Raw genomic sequence first — 22,973 nt, 5'->3', positions numbered from 1 at the left:
ATTCCTAGAATTGACCGGTGACCGCCAGCGCCGATTCTGCCGCCGACCAGCTGCCCAAGTCGTGGGATCCAGCTGCGATGGAAGGCGACATCTATCAGAAGTGGGCGGATGCCGGCTACTTCGTCGCCGATCCGACCAGCTCGAAACCGCCGTACTCGATTGTGTTGCCGCCGCCCAACGTGACCGGCAGCCTGCACATGGGCCATGCGCTGGAACACACCATGATGGATGCCCTGACCCGCCGCAAGCGGATGCAGGGCTATGAGGTGCTGTGGCAGCCGGGAATGGACCATGCCGGCATCGCGACCCAGACCGTAGTGGAAAAGCAGCTCGCGGCCGACGGTAAGACCAAGGAAGACTTCGGTCGCGAGCTGTTCGTCGACAAGGTCTGGGACTGGAAGCGCGAGTCGGGCGGCGCGATCGGCGGCCAGATGCGCCGGCTCGGTGACGGGGTGGACTGGAGCCGTGACCGGTTCACCATGGACGAGGGCCTGTCGCGGGCGGTGCGAACGATCTTCAAGCGGCTCTACGATGCCGGGCTGATCTATCAGGCCGAGCGGTTGGTCAACTGGTCGCCGGTGCTGCAGACGGCGATATCCGACCTCGAGGTGAACTACCTCGAGGTGGAGGGTGAGCTGGTGTCGTTCCGGTACGGCTCACTAGAGGACTCCCAACCCCACATCGTGGTGGCCACCACCCGGGTCGAAACAATGTTGGGCGATACCGCGATCGCCGTCCACCCGGACGATGAGCGCTACCGCCACCTGGTCGGCACCACCTTGGCGCACCCATTCGTGGACCGGCAGCTGATCATCGTCGCCGATGGGCACGTGGATCCCGAATTCGGCACGGGTGCGGTCAAAGTCACCCCGGCACACGACCCGAACGACTTCGAGATCGGAATGCGCCACCAATTGCCCATGCCTTCGATTCTGGATACCAAGGGCCGGATCGTGGACACCGGAACGCAATTCGACGGCATGGACCGATTCGAAGCCCGGGTCGCGGTGCGTGAGGCGCTCGCGGCCCAGGGGCGCGTCGTCGAGGAGAAACGTCCCTACTTGCACAGCGTCGGGCATTCCGATCGCAGTGGAGAGCCAATCGAGCCACGGCTTTCGTTGCAGTGGTGGGTGCGGGTGGAGTCGCTGGCCAAGGCCGCGGGTGATGCGGTGCGCAATGGGGACACCGTGATCCACCCCGCAAGCCTGGAGCCACGCTGGTTCGCCTGGGTCGACGACATGCACGACTGGTGCATCTCGAGACAATTGTGGTGGGGTCACCGCATTCCGATTTGGTACGGCCCCGACGGGGAGAAGGTGTGCGTCGGTCCGGACGAGACGCCGCCGCAGGGGTGGGAACAGGACTCCGATGTCCTGGACACCTGGTTCTCCTCGGCGCTGTGGCCGTTTTCCACACTGGGCTGGCCCGAACTGACTCCAGAGCTGGAAAAGTTCTATCCCACAAGTATTTTGGTCACCGGATATGACATCTTGTTCTTCTGGGTGGCCAGGATGATGATGTTCGGCACCTTCGTCGGCGGAGACGAGGTGATCACCCTGGACGGCCGCCGTGGCGCCCAGGTGCCGTTCACCGACGTTTTTCTGCATGGCCTGATCCGCGACGAGTTCGGCCGGAAGATGAGTAAGTCCAAAGGCAACGTCATCGACCCACTGGATTGGATCGACACGTTCGGTGCCGACGCATTGCGCTTCACTCTGGCCCGTGGTGCGAGCCCCGACAGTGACCTGGCAGTGGGCGAGGACGCGGTCCGGGCGTCACGAAACTTCGGTACCAAGTTGTTCAACGCGACCCGTTACGCGCTGCTCAACGGTGCCGCGCTGGCCCCGCTGCCCCCGCTGGGGGAGCTGACCGATGCCGACCGCTGGATCCTGGGGCGGCTCGAAGAGGTTAGGGCCGAAGTTGATTCGGCCTTCGACAGTTACGAATTCAGCCGGGCCTGCGAGGCGCTCTACCACTTCGCGTGGGACGAATTCTGCGACTGGTACGTCGAGCTGGCCAAAACCCAGCTCGCCGAGGGCCTTTCGGCTACCACCGCGGTGCTGGCGGCGGGGCTGGACACACTGTTGCGGTTGTTGCACCCCGTCATCCCGTTCATCACCGAGGCGTTGTGGCAGGCGCTGACCGGGCAGGAATCGCTGGTGATCGCCGACTGGCCGCAGCCCTCCGGAATCACCCTGGATCCGGTTGCCGCGCAGCGGATCAGTGATATGCAGAATCTGGTCACCGAGATCCGGCGTTTCCGCAGTGACCAAGGGCTGGCCGACCGGCAAAAGGTGCCCGCTCGGCTGATCGGTGTCGAGGAATCCGATTTGGGTGCTCAGGTTGCTGCCGTCACCTCACTGGCGTGGCTTACCGCGCCGGGTGAAGGCTTTGCGCCGTCGGTCTCGCTGGAGGTTCGGCTCGGCCCGAGCATGAACCACACGGTTGTTGTCGAGCTCGATACCTCGGGCACCATCGACGTGGCTGCCGAGCGGCGGCGTCTCGAAAAGGACTTGGCCGCAGCCGAAAAGGAATTGGTATCGACCGCGGCCAAATTGGCAAACGCCGATTTCCTGGCCAAGGCGCCCGAGGCCGTCGTCGGCAAGATCCGCGATCGCCAACGTTTGGCGCAGGAGGAAAGCGACCGGATCACGACCAGGTTGGCAGCGCTGCAATGAGTTTCGATCCACCTGACTGGACAGGGTTAGCTCAAGGGAGTGACGCCGAACCGACCCCGGACGAACTCGCGTCTCTGCTGCAGGTCGAGCACCTGCTGGACCAGCGCTGGCCGGAAACCCGCATCGAGCCGAGCCTGACGCGGATCAGTGCGCTGATGGACCTGCTTGGTTCACCACAGCTGAGCTACCCGTCGATCCACATCGGGGGCACCAACGGCAAGACGTCGGTGGCGCGCATGGTTGACGCGCTAATCACCGCGCTGCATCAACGCACCGGCAGGACCACCAGCCCACATCTGCAGTCGGCGGTGGAACGGATATCGATCGATGGAAAGCCGATCACCCCGGCTCAATACGTCCAGACCTACCGCGAGATCGAGCCGTTCGTGCAAATGATCGACCAACAGTCGCAGGCCGCAGGCGGGGCGGCAATGAGCAAATTCGAGGTGCTCACCGCGATGGCGTTCGCCGCGTTCGCGGACGCGCCGGTCGATGTCGCGGTGGTCGAGGTCGGTCTGGGAGGACGGTGGGATGCCACCAACGTGATCAACGCGCCGGTCGCGGTGATCACCCCGATCAGCATTGATCACGTCGACTACCTCGGTGATGACATCGCGTCTATCGCCGGTGAAAAGGCCGGCATCATCCACAAAGCCGCCGACGGTTCCCCTGACACGGTCGCTGTCATCGGGCGTCAGCTCCCTGAGGCCATGGAGGTGCTGCTGGCCCAGGCGGTTCGCGCCGACGCCGCCGTCGCGCGAGAGGACTCCGAGTTCGCCGTGCTGGGCCGCCAGGTGGCGGTAGGCGGGCAGCTGCTTCAGTTGCAGGGCCTCGGTGGGGTCTACTCCGACATCTACCTGCCGCTGCACGGTGAACATCAAGCGCATAACGCGGTGGTGGCGCTGGCGGCAGTGGAGGCGTTCTTCGGTGCCGGCGCCCAGCGTCAGCTCGATGTCGACGCGGTGCGTGCTGGTTTCGCCGCGGTCACCAGCCCCGGCAGGTTGGAGCGCCTGCGCAGCTCACCGACGGTCTTTATCGATGCCGCCCACAATCCGGCCGGGGCGGCGGCGCTGGCGCAGTCGCTGGTCGCAGAGTTCGACTTCCGCAGCCTGGTTGGGGTGGTCGCCGTGATGGCAGACAAGGACGTGAATGGCATTCTGGCCGCACTCGAACCCGCATTCGACTCCATCGTGGTGACCCACAATGGTTCGCCACGGGCGTTGGATGTCGCGTCACTGGCCCTGGCGGCGGAGCAATACTTCGGCCCCGACCGGGTGATCACCGCAGAGAACCTGCGTGATGCCGTCGACGCGGCAACCGCGCTGGTCGATGAATCCGCGATCGACTGGGAAGCGCAGGGGGGCTCACTGTCGGGAACCGGGATCGTCATTACCGGTTCGGTGGTCACTGCCGGGGCCGCCCGCGCCTTGTTCGGTCGTGATCCGCAATGACCGGGCAGCCGCAAGAGCCGGCAAATCACGGGGATCCGGCACCACAGTCAGACCCATGGAAGAGCTTCGGCTCGGTGATGGCAGCGACACTTATCCTCGAGGCGATCGTGGTGCTGTTGGCCATCCCGGTGGTGGGTGCGGTCGGCGGCGGGCTGACTCCGGCGTCGCTGGGTTACCTCATTGGGCTTGCCGTGACGCTGGTGTTGCTGGCCAGCGTGCAGCGCAGGCCGTGGGCGATCTGGGCGAACCTGGGCATTCAGCTGGTGCCTATCGCCGGCGTTTTCGTGTACCCGGCCGTCGGGTTTTTGGGTGTGGTGTTCGGCGCGGTATGGGCCATGATGGCGTACTTCCGTGCCGAGGTCAGGCGTCGAGAGCGCCAGGGGCCTCCGCCGTCGCGCTGATCTGACCGGCCTAGGGGCATCCAGGTTTAGGCCGCAGAATCGGGCCATCTACTGTTAGCCCCCGTGACCGAACGGACCCTCGTACTGATCAAGCCAGACGGTGTGCAGCGCCAACTGGTGGGCGAGATCATCAGCCGCATCGAGCGCAAAGGCCTCGCTATCGCGGCGCTAGAGCTCAGGAACGTGACCGAGGAGCTGGCCAGCCAGCACTACGCCGAACATGAGGGCAAGCCGTTCTTCGGCTCGTTGCTGGAGTTCATCACCTCGGCGCCGGTGGTAGCGGCGATCGTGGAGGGACCGCGAGCCATCGCGGCGTTTCGCCAACTCGCCGGTGGTACCGATCCGGTCGAGAAGGCCACGCCGGGCACCATCCGGGGTGACTTCGGCCTGGAAACCCAGTTCAACTTGGTGCACGGCTCGGATTCGGCCGAATCCGCGCAGCGCGAGATCGCACTCTGGTTTCCCAGCGCCTAGCTCCGCGACGCGGGGCTTGCGGGCTGGTTTTGGACCGGGTTGCTCAGGCGAGGGTGACTCGCTCCGGTGGTATGGGATACTGACTTCGGGTGAACGTCGCTGTACCAGCGTCGGACACCCGGATGAAGACTTCGACAAGCGCGACGATCGCGTTCCCGTGATGCGGCGCGGCGTGTCAAGCCGTCATTCAGTACGGCGCCGAGTGGGTTCGTTCGGAGCTGCTCGGAGCGAGACCATCACAAGCCCGGGAGAAGTGACCCGGGCACACAGTGAAGCCCTCGCGTGGCCGCGTCGATTAGACGCGCCCGGGGGCTTGAGGAGAATACGTGGTAGACGGTGCCCCATCTTCAGACCCGGAAAACGAGCCGACACAGCGTGAGGACCTGCCGGACCGCCTGAGAGTTCACTCACTGGCGCGAACGCTGGGAACCAGTAGCCGTCGGGTGCTGGATGCGTTGAGTGCGCTCGATGGGCGGATTCGCAGCGCCCATTCCAGTGTGGACCGCGTCGATGCGGTCCGGGTGCGCGACCTGCTGGCCGAGCAACCTGCCGAGGAGGGCCAGGCCGAGGAGGGCCAGCAAGCTCCTGACGCCGTGGCCGCTGAGGTGCCCGATGCGCCCGGCGAACCCGCCGAGCCCGAATCGCGCCTGATGCTGGAAACCCAGGAGACGGTGCAGGTCGTCGAGACCTGGGTGGAGCGGCCGCACTACATGCCGCTGTTTGTCGCACCCCAGCCGATTTCGGAGCCCGTCGCTGGCGACGATGCCGATGACGAGTCGGGCGACGAAGGTGACGATGACGAAGAGCAGGCCGACCGGCCGGCCAACCGGCGCCGCCGCCGGGGTCGGCGCGGGCGCGGCCGCGGGCGCGGCGAGCAGGGCGCAAACGACGGTCAGGACCAACCCGGCGACGATGGTGACGATTCCCCGCAGAAGACGGGGGGCAACTCCACGTCATCGGACGACAGCGAGGCGCAAGACGGCGCTGACTCCGAAGAGTCGGACAACGGCGACGACGACAACGGTTCGGCCGACGGCGCCAGCCGGCGTCGGCGCCGGCGCCGGCGCCGCAAGTCGGGTGCTGGTGATGACGGCGACGAGGGTCCGGCCCCGGATGACCCGCCCAACACGGTCGTACACGAGCGTGCCCCCCGCTCCGGCGGCAAGTCGGGCAACTCGGATAGCGGTGACGATTCCGGTGGCAACGAGGTCAAGGGCATAGACGGCTCGACACGGCTGGAAGCCAAGCGGCAGCGCCGCCGCGACGGGCGTGACGCCGGACGGCGCCGCCCACCGGTGTTGAGTGAGGCCGAGTTCTTGGCTCGTCGCGAGGCGGTCGAGCGGGTGATGGTGGTGCGCGACCGGGTTCGCACCGAGCCGCCCCACCCGGGCTCGCGTTACACCCAGATCGCGGTGCTTGAAGACGGCATCGTCGTTGAGCACTTTGTGACCTCGGCTGCTTCTGCCTCCCCGGTGGGCAACATCTACCTGGGGATCGTGCAGAACGTGCTGCCTTCGATGGAGGCGGCATTCGTGTATATCGGTCGTGGCCGCAACGGCGTGCTCTACGCCGGTGAAGTCAACTGGGACGCGGCGGGCCTCGGCGGGGCCGACCGCAAGATCGAACAGGCTCTCAAGCCAGGCGACTACATCGTTGTGCAGGTCAGCAAGGACCCGGTCGGCCACAAGGGTGCCCGACTGACGACACAGGTATCGCTGGCGGGCCGCTATCTGGTGTACGTGCCGGGTGCGTCATCGACCGGGATCAGCCGCAAGCTGCCCGACACCGAACGTCAGCGGCTCAAGGAAATCCTGCGTGAGGTGGTGCCCTCCGACGCCGGCGTGATCATTCGAACCGCGTCCGAGGGTGTCAAAGAGGACGACATCCGTGCGGACGTCACCCGGCTGCAGGAGCGCTGGAACCAGATCGAGGCCAAGGCCGTCGAGATCAAACAGAAGGCCGCGGGCGCCGCGGTAGCGCTCTACGAAGAGCCCGACGTGCTGGTCAAGGTCATCCGGGATCTGTTCAACGAAGACTTCGCCGGGCTGGTCGTATCCGGGGACGACGCGTGGGACACCATCAACGAGTACGTGAGCTCTGTTGCCCCTGATTTGGTTTCCAAGCTGAGCAAGTACGAACCGGCCGTCGGGTCGGAGGGGCAGGTCGGGCCGGATGTCTTTGCGGTGCATCGCATCGACGAGCAACTGGCCAAGGCAATGGATCGCAAGGTGTGGCTGCCCTCGGGCGGCACTCTGGTGATCGACCGGACCGAAGCGATGACGGTGGTCGACGTCAATACCGGCAAGTTCACCGGTTCCGGCGGAAACCTCGAGCAGACGGTGACCAAGAACAACCTGGAGGCCGCCGAGGAGATCGTGCGCCAGCTGCGGCTGCGCGACATCGGTGGCATCGTGGTGATCGACTTCATCGATATGGTGCTGGAGTCCAACCGTGACCTGGTGCTGCGCCGGCTGACCGAGGCGTTGGCCCGCGACCGGACCCGTCACCAGGTGTCGGAAGTGACTTCGCTGGGTCTGGTCCAACTGACTCGCAAGCGGTTGGGGACCGGGCTGATCGAAGCCTTCTCAACCTCCTGTCCGCACTGCAGCGGCCGTGGGATTCTGCTGCATGCCGACCCGGTGGATTCGGCGCCGACGACTGGACGTAAAGCTGACTCGGGTGGTCGGCGGAACCGCCGATCGAAGAAGAACCGCGCCGAAGAGCCCAGCGAGAAGGAGGCCGTGGCCAAGGTTCCCACCCACGCCCCGGGCGAACACCCGATGTTCAAAGCCATGGCCGCGAGTTCGTCATCGGAGGCCGAGCACGGTGACGGGGAAGTCGAGGAGTCCGGCGAGGAGTTGACCGCCGCGGTCGACGACCAAACCGCGGTTCAGGTGGCCCTTGATCTCGGCGAGACCGAAGAGTCCGAAGAGACCGACGGGTCCGACGAGACCGACGAGACCGACGAGACCGACGATTTTGATGACGACTCGGACGACTCGGACGAGGACGACGACACCGACGAGACCAACGACACCGACGTTGACGCCGATGAGGACGAAGACACCGACGAGGACGTCGACGGGGACGAAGACACCGAAGACGACGACGAACTCGACGACGACCTCGACGAGGACGATCTCGACGACGACGACGACCTCGACGAAGACGACGACGACCTGGATGACGAGCTGGATGACGACGATTCGGATAGCGACGACGAGGATGGTGAGAGCGAACTCACAGAGCCGGCTGCTGGCCGTCCCGCAGCCCTCGAGGTCACCACGATTGCCGAGCGCCCGCGCCGGCGGCGTGCGGCCGGCGCGGGCGGTCCGCCCATCCATCTGGGCTGATGACAGGGCGAGTGAAAGACCTGGTGATAGGGCTATGGGAGGGCTGGTGACAGGTTCAACGCACCAACCCGCTGGACGCCAGGAGCCAGTTTGACCCTGTAGCCGCTGGTCACGTACCCTCGGAAAGTTGTCATCAGGCGTTTGCCGAGCGTTGACGTCTCGGCCGGTGACAGCGGGACAGATGAAGTCCCCAAACCAGACCAGCACGCGTAAGCAGTCTTTGCGCGTGCCCACGAGAAGCAAGCACAACAACGAGTAGAGGTGCACCCACGATGGCGACCTACGCAATCGTCAAGACCGGCGGCAAACAGTACAAGGTTGCCGTGGGAGACGTGGTCAAGGTCGAGAAGCTCGAATCTGAGCCCGGTGCGAAGGTATCGCTGCCGGTCGCCCTGGTCGTTGACGGTGCCGCCGTCACCTCCGATGCCGACGCCCTTGCCAAGGTCGCGGTGACCGGCGAGGTGCTGGAGCACGTCAAGGGCCCCAAGATCCGGATCCACAAGTTCAAGAACAAGACCGGCTACCACAAGCGGCAGGGTCACCGTCAGCAGTTGACGGTCCTTAAAGTCACTGGCATCAAGTAGTAGCGGAGACCAGACACATGGCACACAAAAAGGGCGCGTCCAGCTCGCGCAACGGTCGTGATTCCGCCGCACAGCGGCTGGGGGTCAAGCGGTTCGGCGGCCAGGTCGTCAAGGCCGGCGAAATCCTGGTTCGCCAGCGCGGTACCAAGTTCCACCCCGGTGTGAATGTCGGACGCGGCGGTGATGACACGTTGTTCGCCAAGGCGGCCGGTGCGGTCGAGTTCGGCATCAAGCGTGGACGCAAGACAATCAACATCGTGGAGCCGGCCACACAGGACGCCTAGTCGCGTCCGCCTCCAGGTCGAGATCGACGTTTTGCAGCTGAGTTCTCGCACAAAGTCTGCAAAACGTAGATTTCGTCCGGGAAAGGATATGTAAGGAAGCCCGATGCCTCGGTTCGTCGATCGGGTCGTCATTCACACCCGAGCGGGTTCCGGTGGTAATGGCTGCGCCTCGGTTCATCGTGAGAAATTCAAGCCGCTCGGTGGTCCCGACGGCGGTAACGGCGGGCGCGGCGGCAGCGTCGTCTTTGTGGTAGATCCACAAGTGCATACCCTGCTCGACTTCCATTTCCGCCCGCACGTCACCGCGGCGTCAGGCAAACAGGGCATGGGCAGCAACCGGGACGGCGCTGCCGGTGCAGACTTGGAAGTCAAAGTTCCCGACGGCACCGTCGTACTCGACGACAACGGCCGGCTGCTTGCCGACCTGGTGGGAGCCGGCACCCGCTTTGAAGCCGCCGCGGGTGGTCGCGGCGGGCTGGGCAACGCAGCGCTGGCGTCGCGGGCGCGCAAGGCGCCAGGCTTTGCCCTGCTTGGTGAGCCGGGACAGGCCCGTGACCTCACCCTAGAACTCAAGACCGTCGCCGATGTGGGGCTGGTTGGATTCCCCTCCGCCGGAAAATCCTCGCTGGTGTCGGTCATCTCGGCGGCCAAGCCCAAGATCGCCGACTATCCCTTCACCACCCTGGTTCCCAACCTCGGCGTGGTCGCTGCCGGTGGTCACTCATTCACCGTCGCCGACGTTCCCGGTCTGATTCCGGGCGCCTCACAGGGCCGGGGGCTGGGGCTGGACTTTCTGCGGCACATCGAGCGCTGCGCGGTGCTGGTACATGTCGTGGACTGCGCCACCGCTGAACCGGGCCGGGACCCTATTTCCGACATCGACGCGCTGGAGGCCGAATTGGCGGCCTACCAACCCACGCTGCAGGGCGATGCGGTGCTCGACGACCTGGCCGAGCGGCCACGTGCGGTGGTGCTCAACAAGATCGATGTGCCCGAGGCCCGCGAGCTTGCCGAGTTCGTTGAGGACGAGCTCGCGCAACGCGGCTGGCCGGTATTTCTCGTATCCACGGTCACCCGGGAAAACTTGCAGCCGTTGATCTTCGGGCTGTGGCAGATGGTCTCGGAGTACAACGCGGCTCGGCCGCAAGCCGCGCCGCGACGGCCGGTGATCCGCCCGGTTCCGGTCGATGACAGCGGCTTCGACGTGCAGGCGGACGGACACGGGGGCTTCGTGGTGACCGGCGCTCGACCCGAGCGTTGGATCGGCCAGACCAACTTCGACAACGACGAGGCCGTCGGCTACCTGGCCGACCGCCTGGCGCGGCTGGGGGTCGAGGAGGAGCTGCTGCGGTTGGGGGCAAAGCCGGGGTGCGCGGTCACCATCGGTGAGATGACTTTCGACTGGGAGCCGCAAACGCCCGCGGGTGGTCACGTCGCAATGTCCGGTCGGGGTACCGATGTGCGGCTGGAACGCAGCGACCGCGTCGGTGCGGCCGAGCGCAAGGCTGCCCGCCGCCAACGTCGTGAACGCGATGACGATTGATGGGCAGCCCGCACCGCGAAGCCATTCGCACCGCCCGCAGTGTCGTGGTCAAGGTTGGGACGACGGCACTGACCACGCCATCGGGGGTGTTCGACGCCGGCAGGCTGGCTGAACTGGCCGACGCGATCGAGTCGCGGATGAAGGCCGGTACCGACGTCGTCATCGTGTCTTCGGGGGCGATCGCTGCCGGCATCGAACCGCTCGGACTATCACGTCGGCCAAAGGACCTGGCGACAAAGCAGGCGGCGGCCAGCGTCGGTCAGGTGGCGTTGGTGAACTCGTGGAGTGCCGCCTTCGCCCGCTACGGCCGCACGGTAGGGCAGGTGTTGTTGACGGCACACGACATTGCGATGCGGGTGCAGCACACCAATGCCCAGCGCACACTGGACCGGCTGCGGGCACTGCATGCGGTGGGAATCGTCAACGAGAACGATACGGTTGCTACCAACGAGATTCGCTTCGGCGACAACGATCGGCTTTCGGCGCTGGTAGCGCACCTAGTAGGTGCGGACGCCTTGGTGCTGCTGTCCGACATCGACGGCCTCTACGATGCCGATCCACGAAAATTCCAGAACGCCAGATTCATTCCCGAGGTGTCCGGTCCGGCCGACCTCGATGGAGTAGTCGCCGGACAAGGCAGCCACCTGGGCACCGGCGGCATGGCGTCGAAAATGTCGTCGGCGCTGCTGGCCGCGGATGCCGGAGTTCCGGTGTTGCTCGCTCCTGCGGCGGATGCGGCGGCCGCACTCACCGATGCGTCGGTGGGCACCGTCTTCGCCGCGCGGTCCGAACGCATGTCGGCCCGCCGATTCTGGGTACGCTATGCGGCCGAGTCCGCCGGATCGCTGACCCTCGACGAAGGTGCTGTGCGGGCCGTCGTCGGGCATCGGCGCTCGTTGCTGCCGGCGGGCATCACGGCAGTGGCGGGCAAGTTCTTTGGCGGCGATGTCGTTGATCTGTGTGGGCCCGACGCGACGATGGTGGCCCGCGGTGTGGTTGCCTATGACGCGACGGAGTTGGCCGCCATGATGGGCCGGTCCACCTCAGAGTTACCCGGTGAGCTGCGCCGGCCCGCGGTCCACGCCGACGACCTTGTCGCGGTGTGAGCGAGGTGGCGCCGGCCGCCGAGCCGGGAGGCTCGACGACCGCCCCAGTGGTTCCGTGACGGGCCGTTGCTGATGTCGACGGTGTTTCGGCGTCAAGGGCTTTGAAAGGCGCGGGATTCGGGTTCCGGCCAGATCGCCAGCGGCAAGTCCGTTGCGAGCGACTCAACCCGGGCGATGGCCGCTCCGCTCGCTCGCCGAATCGGCGGGAATCGTTGGTTCCGCTTCGGAAGCGACGCCGAGCCGTTGTGACCAATCTTCTTAGTGATGAGACGACTATCGCCGAGTGATCGGCCTATGTCCACAGGTAGAGGCCTTGCGCTGAGATTTTTGTGTGAGGGCTTGGGGCCGTGAGGTTTTCAACTTTCTATGGTGATTTCGCTGCACCGGCGGTGCTCGGTCTGTCCGGCTATCGTGGGGCCTCGTCGGAGATGACGGAGGTCTTGATGTCATTCGTGAGCGTGGCGCCCGAGGTAGTGGCGACGGCGGCTTCGGATTTGGCGCGCATTGGTTCGTCGATCGATGCGGTCAACGCAGCGGCGGCGGGCGCCACGACGACGGTGCTGGCCGCCGGTGCCGATGAGGTGTCGGTCGCGATCGCGGCCTTGTTCGGCACCCATGCCCAGGAATATCAGGCCATTAGCACCCGGATCTCGGCCCTCAATGAGCGCTTTGTCGCGCTGTTGACCGCGGGGAGCAACAGCTACGCGGCTAGCGAGTCGGCCAGCGTCTCGTGGTTGCAGGCCGTGGAGCAAGACGTGCTGGGTTTGGTGAATGCACCCAGCCAGAACTGGTTTGGGCGGCCGCTGATCGGCAATGGCGCCGATGGGGTGGCGGGGACCGGGCAAGCCGGTGGGGCTGGCGGAATTCTGTGGGGTAACGGCGGCGCCGGCGGCTCCGGCGCGGTCTGTCAATCCGGTGGCGCCGGCGGGTCGGCGGGGTTGCTCGGCCATGGCGGTGCCGGTGGGGCCGGGGGCAGGCCGGGGCTTCCGGTACCGGCGGTGTCGGTGGGGGCGGCGGCGCCGGCGGATGGCTGTACGGCAACGGTGGAACCGGGGGAGTTGGCGGTGCGGGCCCGGTCAACGGGGGTGTTGGAGGTGCCGGCGGGCGGGCCTGGTTGCTGGGTGCTGGCGGGTCCGGTGGTGCCGGGGGACAGGGGCTTGGTCTAAACGGGGGTGCCGGCGGGTCCGGCGGAAACGGCGGTTTATTCGGCATCGGCGGCACCGGCGGTGCCGGTGGTGACAGTTCCGGCTCCGGTAGTGCTGGGGCCGGTGGCGATGGCGGTCATGGCGGGTTGTGGGGTCGGGGCTGGGCTGGCGGTATCGGCGGAGTCAATTCGGACTCTGGCGATGGTGGGGCCGGTGGCGGTGGCGGCGATGGCGGACGGCTGTTCGGTAGCGGTGGCGCTGGCGGGGCCGGCGGAACCGGCGCGGTCGCCGGTAGCGGCGGTGACGGGGGCGCCGGTGGCTCTGCTGTCGGGCTGTGGGGGTTGGGCGGTCACGGCGGCGCGGGTGGCGACGGTGCTGTCGGTCTGGCAGGCGGTGTTGGTGAGGCGGGTGGTGAGGGCGGCAGTGCCGGCAACGGTGGTGCCGGCGGGCTCGGTGGTTGGCTGATCGGCTCCGGCGGGGCGGGTGGCCTCGGAGGTGTTGGTGGCGCCGGTGGCGCGGGCGGGGCCGGGGCTGCCGGGATCGCGCCCGGGAGCAACGGCGGCAATGGCGGCAGTGGCGGCGTTGGTGGTGCCGGCGGGGCGGGCGGTTCTGGCGGGCAGGGCGGCTTTTTGCGGTTCCTGGGCGGGCAGGGTGACGGTGGCGCCGGTGGCACCGGCGGAGCCGGCTCCACCGTCGGTGCCCACGGGGCGGATGGGTTCAGTCCCATCACTGGTGGTAACGGCGGTGGCGGTGGAAACGGTGCCTCCGGTCCAGCCGCGTCTGCCGGGGTTGCCGGTGGGGCGGGTGGTGCCGGCGGTGATGGCGGGTTGTATGGCAATGGCGGCGCCGGTGGGGACGGCGGTGATGGTGTGGCCGGTGGCGGGGGGCGGATGCCACCGCGGCTGGCGGATCAGGCGAGAACGGCGGCATGGGCGGGGCCGGTGGCATGGGTGGTGCCCTGGGCGGTCACGGTGGCGCAGGCGGGTCCGGTGGTGTCGGCGCGGCCGGCGGGTCCGGCGGGCTTGGTGCTACCGGCGCTGAGGGTGTGACCGGGGGCAACCTTCATGGCGGTGACGGTGGCAGTGGGGGCAAGGGTGGTGTCGGCGGGGCCGGTGGTGACGGTGGCGCCGGCGGTAAGGCTCAGGTCGCGGGATTCGCCGACGGCACCGAGGGTGTCGGCGGGGCCGGTGGTGAGGGCGGATCCGGCGGTGTCGCTGGTGACGGTGGTAAGGGTGCCGACGCGGCGGCGTTCTCGGGTGCGGCCGGGGGTAACGGTGGGCATGGTGGCGATAACGGTGCCGGTGGCGCCGGTGGTACCGGCGGAGCCGGCTCCACCGTCGGTGCCACCGGGGCGGATGGGTTCAGCCCCATCACCGGCGGCAACGGCGGTGACGGTGGAAACGGCGCCTCCGGTCCAGCCGCGTCTGCCGGGGGTGCCGGTGGTGCCGGCGGTGATGGCGGGTTGTATGGCAATGGCGGCGCCGGTGGGGACGGCGGTGATGGCGTAGTCGGTGGCCAGGGGGCGGATGCCACCGCGGCTGGCGCATCCGGGGAGAACGGCGGTGATGGCGGGGCTGGCGGCATGGGCGGGGTCGGTGGCATGGGTGGTGCCCTGGGCGGTCACGGTGGCGCCGGTGGGGTCGGTGGTGTCGGCGCGACCGGTGGTGCGGGCGGGCTTGGTGCTACCGGCGCTGAGGGTGTGACCGGGGGCAACCTTCATGGCGGTGACGGTGGCAGTGGGGGCAAGGGTGGTGTCGGCGGGGCCGGTGGTGACGGTGGTGCCGGCGGTAAGGCTCAGGCCGCGGGATTCGCCGACGGCACCGAGGGTGTCGGCGGGGCCGGTGGTGAGGGCGGATCCGGCGGTGTCGCTGGTGACGGTGGTAAGGGTGCCGACGCGGCGGCGTTCTCGGGTGCGGCCGGGGGTAACGGTGGGCATGGTGGCGACAACGGTGCCGGTGGCGCCGGTGGCACCGGCGGAGCCGGCTCCACTGACGGGGCCCACGGCGCGGATGGGTTCAGCCCGACCACCGGCGGTAACGGCGGTGACGGCGGCAGCGGCGGCAGCGGTTTTCAAGGTGTGAAAGGTGGTGCCGGCGGGGTCGGCGGTGACGGCGGGTTGTATGGCACCGGAGGCACCGGAGGCACCGGAGGCACCGGGGGCACCGGGGGCATCGGCTTCAACGGCAGCACCACCATCGGAGGCGGCAACGGTGGTGATGGCCACACCGGGTTGACCGGTGGTGACGGTGGCGCCGGGGGCAAGGGTGGTGCCTTGGCCGGCCACGGCGGTGACGGTGGTACCGGTGGTGTCGGTGGTACCGGCGGCACCGGTGGTAGCGGTGGTACCGGTACCTCTGGCATTTTCTCCTCCGCAAACGGTGGTGACGGCGGCAACGGCGGCAACGGCGGCAACGGCGGTGACGGTGGTACCGGCGGGACCGGTGGTGTCGGCGGCCTAGGCGGCCAGGCTCAGGCCGCGGGATTCGCGGACGGCACCCAGGGCGTCGGCGGCGCGGGCGGCGTGGGCGGGACCGGCGGGAACGCCGGCAACGGCGGCCACGGCGCAAACGCGGACGTTGGCTCCGGGAAGGCCGGCGGCAACGGCGGCGACGGCGCTACCGGCGTGAACGGCGGTGCCGGCGGGTCCGGTGGTGACGGCGGGCTCTACGGCAATGGCGGCGACGGTGGTGACGGCGGGAACGGCGGCAAGGGCCAGGTCGGCTCCACCGGCCCTGTGGCAGGTAGCGCGGGCGGAACCGGAGGAACTGGCGGCACTGGCGGTCAGGGCGGTGCCGGTGGCAGCGGGGGCGCGTTGGCCGGTCACGGCGGTGATGGCGGTAGCGGTGGAGACGGGGGTACCGGGGGTACCGGCGGTACCGGCAGAAATGGTGCGAACGGGATCACCGGGGCCGATATCGATGGCGGGTCCGGCGGTAAGGGCGGAAATGGTGGGACCGGCGGAGCTGGCGGTGCCGGTGGACAGGGCGGTCAGGCCCAAGCCGCGGGTTACTCCGATGGAACGCAGGGCGTTGGTGGTGCTGGCGGGGACGGTGGGACCGCCGGAATCGGCGGGACGGCGGTGACGGCGCCAACGCGGTAGCGGGCTCCGGTGAGCGTGGTGGTGACGGCGGACATGGGGGTGACTCCGGTAACGCCGGGGCCGGTGGCCAGGCCGGCGCCGGTCCCACATCTGGCGGAAACGGCAAAGCCGGGTCCGGCGTAACCACCGGTGGTAACGGCGGTGACGGCGGAGACGGCGGCAGTGGCGCTATCGGCGTCAAAGGTGGTGCCGGCGGGGCCGGTGGCGACGGCGGACTCTACGGCAATGGCGGAAACGGCGGTGATGGTGGAACCGGCGGGAAGGGCACCGTCGGGGACAGCGGTGCCACATTGTCCGCGGACGGCGATAGGGGCGGGGCTGGCGCGACCGGTGGTGTCGGCGGGGCCGGTGGCGACGGCGGTGCCAAAGGCGGCAACGGTGGCCTCGGCGGGTCCGGCGGTACCGGTGGCATGGGCGGTACCGGTGGCGATGGTGCGCATGGAGCAGACATGGCTTCTGGCAGCGGCGCTAACGGCGGCTATGGCGGCTACGGCGGCTTTGGTGGTGTCGGAGGTGCCGGTGGTACCGGCGGCGTCGGTGGTCAGGCTCACGCCGCGGGGTTCACTGACGGTGCCACCGGGGCCGGCGGCGACGGCGGACAGGGGGGTACCGGCGGCCTCGGGGCCTGGGGAGACAATGGTGGTAAAGGAGCTGACGGGAGCATCTCTGGTCCGCCACAGAATGGCGGCAAGGGCGGTGACGGCGGAGGTGGGGGCCCGGGCGGGCTTGGCGGTCAAGGCGGCCTGAGTGGGGACGGATCAAGTACGGGCGCGGCCGGCGAGCTCGGCACTTTCGGCAACGGCGGCTCAGGCGGAAACGGTGGCATCGGCGGAAATGCCACTGGTTTCAACGCACCCGGTACCGGCGGCGCCGGCGGCGACGGCGGCAACGGGGCCTTTGGTGGCTCGGGAGGAACCGGTGGCAGAGGTGGCTACTCCAGCGTGGGTACCGGTGGCGCCGGCGGTGACGGCGGTATGGGCTTCGGGGGCATAGGTGGCGGCGGCGGCACTGGCGGCCAGGGTGGTAGCGGAGTTGATGCCCAGGGTATTGGTGGTGCCGGCAACGGCGGGGTAGGCGGCAACGGCGGTGACGGTGGTGACGGCTGGGATGCTCCTGGCGGCCAGGGCGGCCAGGGCGGCCAGGGCGGCCAGGGCGGCCAGGGCGGCCAGGGCGGCCAGGGCGGCAAGGGCGGCCAAGGTGGCAACGGCGGTGACGGATCCCCGCCCGTCCCTCCGTTCGGCGGCAGCAGCGGCGGCACCGGCGGCACCGGTGGCACGGGCGGCGCTGGCGGTGACCGGTTCGTCGATACCGAACTTGTCGGGATTGGCGGAGCAGGCCATGGTGGCGTGACCGGCGGCGGGCCGACCGGGCCGGCGCTGGTCGACGGCGGCCTCGGCGGCGCAGGCGGATCCGGCGGAACCGGCGCACACTAATCGCACCGGAATGCCTTCGCTCAGATCAGCGACCTGCCTGCCGAGGTCGTGGTAGGCCAATCCCGGTGCGTCATCGCAGCGACGTTGACGTGAGATACAGGGCACCCCATACGATTTCAGAGAGCGTATCGGCCAGTTCGGCGTCGAATTCGGGCGGTCTGCTCGGTAGGTTCTGATGACAGGTTCGCTCGACCATCCATGTGAGCGCGTTGGCCGTGGTGGTCGCGGATAGTTCGGGGCGGATTGAGCTATCGGCCTGGCCGTCCTCGATGACCCGGGCTAATCGCGCGGAGATGGCGGTCAGGATGTCCCGATATGTTTGTGCTGTCTGGGGGTCATAGCCGGCCATCTCGTTGAGGGCGATGAGGATCGGTTGATGACGGCGATAGCGGGCGATGATGGCGCACATCGCGGCTCTGACGTCGTCCGGATCGTGGCGCCAGGCCACGTCCCACCAATGCTGCGCGCCGGTGGCCAGGTCGTCGAACACCTGACCGGCCAGATGGCGCAGCAGGTGGCCCTTGTCATCGAAGTAGATGTAGAAGCTGGCGCGCGAAATGCCAGCCTCGGTCGCCAACCGATCGACGCTGAGCTCGGTGAAGCTGGCGCCATTGTTCATCAGTCGCTCGGTGGCCTCTAGCAGGCGGTATTCCATCTGCTCGCGCCGCTGCCGGCGGTTGGCCTGCGCATTTCGGGTGATGGACGCCATGTTTGCCCGGGCACCTCCTGGTCTTCGGACGAGCATAGCCAACCGCTCGACATATTGACTAGACATAGTGTCTAGACATAGCATCGTCGGTCTGTGACCGGGGTCATAGTTGATGAAGGAGAGCGGCGATGACGGCAATTTCGGCGAGCGTGCGGCCCTACGACACGATCGATCTGTCATCGCGTGCGTTCTGGGCATCGAGTGCGGCGCAGCGGGAGAGCTCATTTTCGGTGTTGCGGGCCGAACGCCCGGTGAGCTGGCACCCTCCGGTCGAAGACGCGCTCATCCAGGATCCCAGCGACCCGGGGTTCTGGGCGGTCACCCGGCGCGCTGACATCGTTGCGGTCAGCCGCACCAACGAGGTGTTCTTGTCCGGCAATGGCGTGCTGTTCGAGAATGTCCCCGCCGAACTGCTGGAAGCGTCACAGTCATTTCTGGCGATGGACCCACCGCGACACACCAAGCTGCGCAAGTTGGTCAGCGCGGCATTCACGCCCAGGCAAGTCCGTCGCATCGAGGACTCGATCAAGATCAACGCCAAGGGCATTGTCGAAGAGCTCCGGATGGCCGGCGGCGGTGTCGATTTCGTCGAGCACTGCGCCAAGGAACTGCCCATCCGCACCCTGTCGGACATGGTGGGAATTCCCGAAGCCGACCGTGAGCGGGTGGCACATGCCGCCGATGCGCTGGTCTCCTGGGCGGACCCCCGCTACCTGAATGGTCGAGAACCGCTGGCCGTGCTCTTCGAAAATCAGATGTATCTGCATCAGGTCGCCGCCTCTTTGGCCGCCGAGCGGCGGGACCGGCCCGGCGATGACCTGTTCAGCGCTCTGGTCAACGCCGAGGTGGACGGCGATAGGCTCGCCGATGCGGATGTGGCGGCGTTTTTTGTGCTGCTTGCGGTGGCCGGTAATGACACCACCCGCCAGACCATCAGTCATGGCCTGAAGGCGCTTACCGACTTTCCCGGCGAGAAGGCTTGGCTGCTAGTCGATTTCGACACTCGCATTGGTACAGCGGTCGAGGAACTCGTTCGGTGGGCTACGCCGGTGATGACATTTCGCCTTACTGCGGCAGCGGATTTCGAGCTGGGCGGACAACTGATTCGTGCGGGGGAGAAGGTGGTGATGTTCTATGCCTCCGGAAACTGGGACGAGGATGCGTTCTGTCATCCCGAACGCCTCGATCTGAGCCGCAGTCCAAATCCCCACGTGGGCTTCGGTGGCGGTGGAGTGCACTTTTGTCTCGGCGCGCATCTGGCCCGCGCGCAACTGCGTGCCATCTTCGGCGAGCTACTTGTGCAACTTCCCGATATCCAAGCCGGTGATCCGGTCTACGTGCCCGGCAACTTCGTACACGCCATCCGCAGCATGCCCTGCACCTTCTGACGGTGCGGGACATGGCATCGGTCCAAGCGGATCATCGGCCTTTGCGCAGGGGCATCCGCTGGTCAAGCTGGCGATCAAAGACACTGCTAGCAAACGGTTATCGGTTCCACGTAAACCGCTGCGGCTAGTTCGGAAGCCAGCAAGACCAGCAGTTCAGAACAACCGCCGTCGACTTTGACGTCGGCCAGATCGTCTCCGCGGGTGTGGCCCCGGTTGATGATCGCGACCGGAATGCCCCGTGCCGCGGCGTGACGTAGAAACCGGTAGCCCGAGAACACGGTCAGTGACGAACCGGCCACGAGCAGCGCGTCGGACTGATCGACCAGTGAAAATGCTTGATCCACACGTTCTTTGGGGACACTTTCGCCGAAGTAGACGATATCGGGCTTGAGCATCCCACCGCAGCAGCGGCAGTCGATGTAGCGAAACGATTCGGTATCGGCGATAACAGCGTCCGCGTCGGGAGCCACGGCCAGGCCGCCGACGGCTTCGGCGCGCTCGATGAATCCCGGGTTGAGCGACTCGAGTTCGGCGGCCAGCGTCGAGCGGCTGATCGTGTGACCACAGCCCAGGCACGTCACCTGCGCATAGGTGCCGTGCAGGTTGACCACATTCTTGCTGCCCGCCTTGGTGTGCAGCAGATCGACGTTCTGGGTGATCACTCCGGTCACCACGCCGGCACGTTCGAGCGCGGCCAGCGCGCGATGGCCGGCATTGGGTGCGGTGTCATCCATGTGCCGCCAGCCAACATGATTGCGCGCCCAGTACCGCTGCCGGAAAACCGGGTCCGACGTGAACTGGCGGATTGTCATTGGATTGCTCGGCGGCGAATCGGGTCCGCGATAGTCCGGTATGCTGGAATCGGTGGAAATCCCGGCGCCGGTGAGCACGGCTATCCGGTGACCGGTCAGCGCCGCGACGAGTTCCGGGGATTCCACAGCCTCGAGAGTAGGCACGAATCAGCTTGCCTGCCAATCGGCCGTCGGACAATCGAGCGGTTTCGTGAGGCGGGTATCCGACCCGGTAGCGGCGCCGACGCGATGGGCGGCAGTGTCGCCGAACTCGGTGAGCAGACCGAAGCCGTTCAGGCCCAGGGGCGGGTGGGGCATGGGCGCCGCGACAACGCACCGAGCGGGACATCTTGCCTGCGATCTAGGCGCCCACCCGGACCCCTAGACAAGGCTCGTTGATCGGTTTCCGCCCGTCGTTTCGGTCTTCGGCGGTGGGAAGCCGATAATGGAACGACGATGGACTTCTACAACGCATACGGCCAGGGCTTTGTGCGCGTTGCCGCGTGCACCCACCACACCACGCTTGGTGACCCGGCGGCCAATGCCGCGTCGGTACTGGGGTTGGCCCGCCAGTGCCACGACGACGGTGTCGCGCTGGCGGTGTTTCCTGAGCTGACGCTGTCGGGCTACTCGATCGAGGACATCCTGTTGCAGGACGCTCTTCTCGACGCCGTGCAGGACGCGCTGCTCGATGTGGTGACGGCGTCGGCCAATCTGTTGCCCGTTTTGGTGATCGGCGCGCCACTGCGGTATCAGCATCGCATCTACAACACCGCCGTCGTCATTCATCGCGGAGCCGTGCTGGGGGTGGTGCCGAAGTCCTATCTGCCCACCTATCGCGAGTTCTACGAACGCCGTCAGGTCGCGGCCGGAGACGACGAGCGGGGCACCATTCGGGTCTGCGGCGCGGACGTGCCGTTCGGCCCCGACTTACTCTTCGCCGCCTCCGACCTGCCCGGCTTCGTGCTGCACGTCGAGATCTGTGAGGACATGTTCGTCCCCATACCGCCCAGTGCTGAGGCAGCGTTGGCGGGCGCGACGATACTTGCCAACCTGTCCGGGAGCCCGATCACCATCGGGCGCGCCGAGGACCGTGCGCTGCTGGCCCGCTCGGCGTCGGCACGGTGTCTGGCCGCCTATGTCTATGCCGCGGCGGGGGAGGGCGAGTCGACGACGGACCTGGCCTGGGACGGCCAGACCATGATTTGGGAAAACGGGGTGCTACTGGCCGAATCCGAGCGGTTTCCCCGCGGAGAACGCCGCTGCGTGGCCGACGTGGACACCGAGTTGCTCCGATCGGAGCGGCTGCGGATGGGCACCTTTGACGACAACCGCCGCCATCACCGGTCATTGGCGGACTCATTTCGGCCCGTCGTGTTCCGGCTGGATCCACCGGCCGGAGACATCGGGTTGCGGCGCGAGCTCGAACGCTTCCCCTTCGTCCCAGCTGATCCGCAACGGCTGCAACAGGATTGCTACGAGGCCTACAACATCCAGGTGTCCGGCCTCGAACAGCGGCTGCGGGCGCTCAACTATCCGAAGGTGGTCATCGGGGTCTCCGGCGGGCTCGACTCCACCCACGCGCTGATCGTCGCCGCTCGCGCCATGGACCGCGAAGGCCGCCCGCGCAGCGACATTCTGGCGTTCACCCTGCCCGGATTCGCCACCGGTGATCGCACCAAGAACAACGCGATCAAGCTGGCCAAGGCGCTGGGGGTCAGCTTCGAGGAAATCGACATCACCGAGACGGCCCGGTTGATGCTCGACACCATCGGGCACCCGTTCTCCAGCGGGGAGAAGGTCTACGACGTCACTTTCGAGAACGTTCAGGCCGGGCTGCGCACCGACTATCTATTCCGCATCGCAAACCATCGCGGCGGAATCGTGCTCGGCACCGGCGACCTGTCCGAACTCGGGCTGGGGTGGTCGACATATGGTGTCGGCGACCAGATGTCGCACTACAACGTCACCGCCGGCGTCCCCAAGACATTGATTCAGCACCTGATGCGCTGGGTCATCTCATCGGGTCAGTTCGACGAGCATGTGGACGAGGTATTGCAGTCGGTGCTGGACACCGAGATCACTCCCGAACTGGTGCCCACCGGCGAGGAAGAAGAATTGCAGAGCAGCGAGTCCAAGATGGGCCCCTTCGCGTTGCAGGACTTCTCGCTGTTTCATGTGCTGCGGTACGGATTTCGCCCCTCGAAGATTGCCTTTCTGGCCTGGCGCGCGTGGAGCGACTCGCAACGTGGCAACTGGCCACCCGGTTTCCCCGACGACAAGAGGCCGTCGTACTCACTATCCGAGATCCGGCACTGGCTGATGGTCTTCGCCCAGCGCTTCTATTCGTTCAGCCAGTTCAAGCGGTCGGCACTGCCCAATGGTCCCAAGGTGTCCCACGGAGGTGCGCTGTCTCCGCGCGGCGATTGGCGGGCTCCCTCGGACATGTCGGCGCGAGTCTGGCTCGACGAGATCGAAACCACCGTGCCGCGCGACTAGCCAGACAGACCGGCCGTAGCGGCCACGTCTGCTA

General features: G+C 67.1%; 15 protein-coding genes and 1 pseudogene. 13 read left to right on the top strand and 3 right to left on the bottom strand.

Translation table 11 applies throughout. The features are described from left to right. Positions 1-17 precede the first annotated feature (17 nt). From MPSD_RS18995 to MPSD_RS30890, 10 genes and pseudogenes are all read left to right on the top strand, one after another. Entirely contained in the window at positions 18-2,678 is a 2,661-nt protein-coding gene (locus MPSD_RS18995) for a valine--tRNA ligase (protein ID WP_086085554.1), read from the top strand. After that, entirely contained in the window at positions 2,675-4,129 is a 1,455-nt protein-coding gene (gene folC, locus MPSD_RS18990) for a bifunctional tetrahydrofolate synthase/dihydrofolate synthase (protein ID WP_020786724.1), read from the top strand. Before MPSD_RS18995 ends, folC begins: the two co-directional genes overlap by 4 nt. Next, entirely contained in the window at positions 4,126-4,530 is a 405-nt protein-coding gene (locus MPSD_RS18985) for a DUF4233 domain-containing protein (protein WP_036426438.1), read from the top strand. The genes folC and MPSD_RS18985 overlap by 4 nt, the downstream gene beginning before the upstream one ends. Before the next feature lie 63 nt (positions 4,531-4,593). Further along, the gene (ndk, locus tag MPSD_RS18980; RefSeq protein WP_012395377.1) at positions 4,594-5,004 is read left to right on the top strand and encodes a nucleoside-diphosphate kinase; all 411 of its coding nucleotides are present in this window, start codon (positions 4,594-4,596) and stop codon (positions 5,002-5,004) included. Positions 5,005-5,330: 326 nt separating this feature from the next. Continuing rightward, entirely contained in the window at positions 5,331-8,357 is a 3,027-nt protein-coding gene (gene rne, locus MPSD_RS18975) for a ribonuclease E (protein ID WP_086085553.1), read from the top strand. Between the two features lie 272 nt (positions 8,358-8,629). Further along, the gene (gene rplU, locus MPSD_RS18970; protein ID WP_011741441.1) at positions 8,630-8,941 is read left to right on the top strand and encodes a 50S ribosomal protein L21; all 312 of its coding nucleotides are present in this window, start codon (positions 8,630-8,632) and stop codon (positions 8,939-8,941) included. Positions 8,942-8,958: 17 nt separating this feature from the next. Next, complete coding sequence (rpmA, locus tag MPSD_RS18965; protein WP_015356542.1) at positions 8,959-9,225, top strand: 50S ribosomal protein L27; 267 nt, start codon at positions 8,959-8,961, stop codon at positions 9,223-9,225. Between the two features lie 103 nt (positions 9,226-9,328). Further along, positions 9,329-10,768, top strand: a complete 1,440-nt coding sequence (gene obgE / locus MPSD_RS18960; RefSeq protein ID WP_020725983.1) for a GTPase ObgE — start codon at positions 9,329-9,331, stop codon at positions 10,766-10,768. Beyond that, complete coding sequence (proB, locus tag MPSD_RS18955) at positions 10,768-11,874, top strand: glutamate 5-kinase (protein ID WP_011741438.1); 1,107 nt, start codon at positions 10,768-10,770, stop codon at positions 11,872-11,874. Before obgE ends, proB begins: the two co-directional genes overlap by 1 nt. Before the next feature lie 443 nt (positions 11,875-12,317). Next, a pseudogene (locus MPSD_RS30890) lies at positions 12,318-16,062 on the top strand (PE family protein); the annotation flags it as partial. On the opposite strand, the gene MPSD_RS31085 reads toward MPSD_RS30890, so the two are convergent. Further along, positions 16,026-16,559, bottom strand: coding sequence for a hypothetical protein (locus MPSD_RS31085; protein WP_232022911.1), 534 nt, complete (start codon positions 16,557-16,559; stop codon positions 16,026-16,028). The pseudogene MPSD_RS30890 and the gene MPSD_RS31085 overlap by 37 nt on opposite strands. A gap of 9 nt (positions 16,560-16,568) precedes the next feature. Here MPSD_RS31085 and MPSD_RS31080 point away from each other — a divergent pair, with 9 nt between their 5' ends. Beyond that, complete coding sequence (locus tag MPSD_RS31080; RefSeq protein ID WP_265339064.1) at positions 16,569-17,552, top strand: hypothetical protein; 984 nt, start codon at positions 16,569-16,571, stop codon at positions 17,550-17,552. Between the two features lie 70 nt (positions 17,553-17,622). Here MPSD_RS31080 and MPSD_RS18945 read toward each other — a convergent pair whose 3' ends face one another. Next, positions 17,623-18,261 (bottom strand): TetR/AcrR family transcriptional regulator, encoded by a 639-nt coding sequence (locus MPSD_RS18945; protein WP_086085552.1) that lies wholly within the window; start codon positions 18,259-18,261, stop codon positions 17,623-17,625. Positions 18,262-18,389: 128 nt separating this feature from the next. Here MPSD_RS18945 and MPSD_RS18940 point away from each other — a divergent pair, with 128 nt between their 5' ends. Continuing rightward, on the top strand, positions 18,390-19,649 hold the full coding sequence (locus MPSD_RS18940; RefSeq protein WP_086085551.1) for a cytochrome P450: 1,260 nt from the start codon (positions 18,390-18,392) through the stop codon (positions 19,647-19,649). Between the two features lie 86 nt (positions 19,650-19,735). Here MPSD_RS18940 and MPSD_RS18935 read toward each other — a convergent pair whose 3' ends face one another. Next, the gene (locus MPSD_RS18935; RefSeq protein ID WP_015356534.1) at positions 19,736-20,605 is read right to left on the bottom strand and encodes an NAD-dependent protein deacetylase; all 870 of its coding nucleotides are present in this window, start codon (positions 20,603-20,605) and stop codon (positions 19,736-19,738) included. 291 nt (positions 20,606-20,896) lie between these two features. Here MPSD_RS18935 and MPSD_RS18930 point away from each other — a divergent pair, with 291 nt between their 5' ends. After that, complete coding sequence (locus tag MPSD_RS18930; RefSeq protein ID WP_020786732.1) at positions 20,897-22,939, top strand: NAD(+) synthase; 2,043 nt, start codon at positions 20,897-20,899, stop codon at positions 22,937-22,939. Positions 22,940-22,973: the final 34 nt, after the last annotated feature.

Origin of the sequence: Mycobacterium pseudoshottsii JCM 15466 (genome assembly GCF_003584745.1) — a bacterium.
Taxonomy (GTDB): domain Bacteria; phylum Actinomycetota; class Actinomycetes; order Mycobacteriales; family Mycobacteriaceae; genus Mycobacterium; species Mycobacterium marinum.
This window is presented reverse-complemented; position numbering and strand designations above follow the sequence as displayed.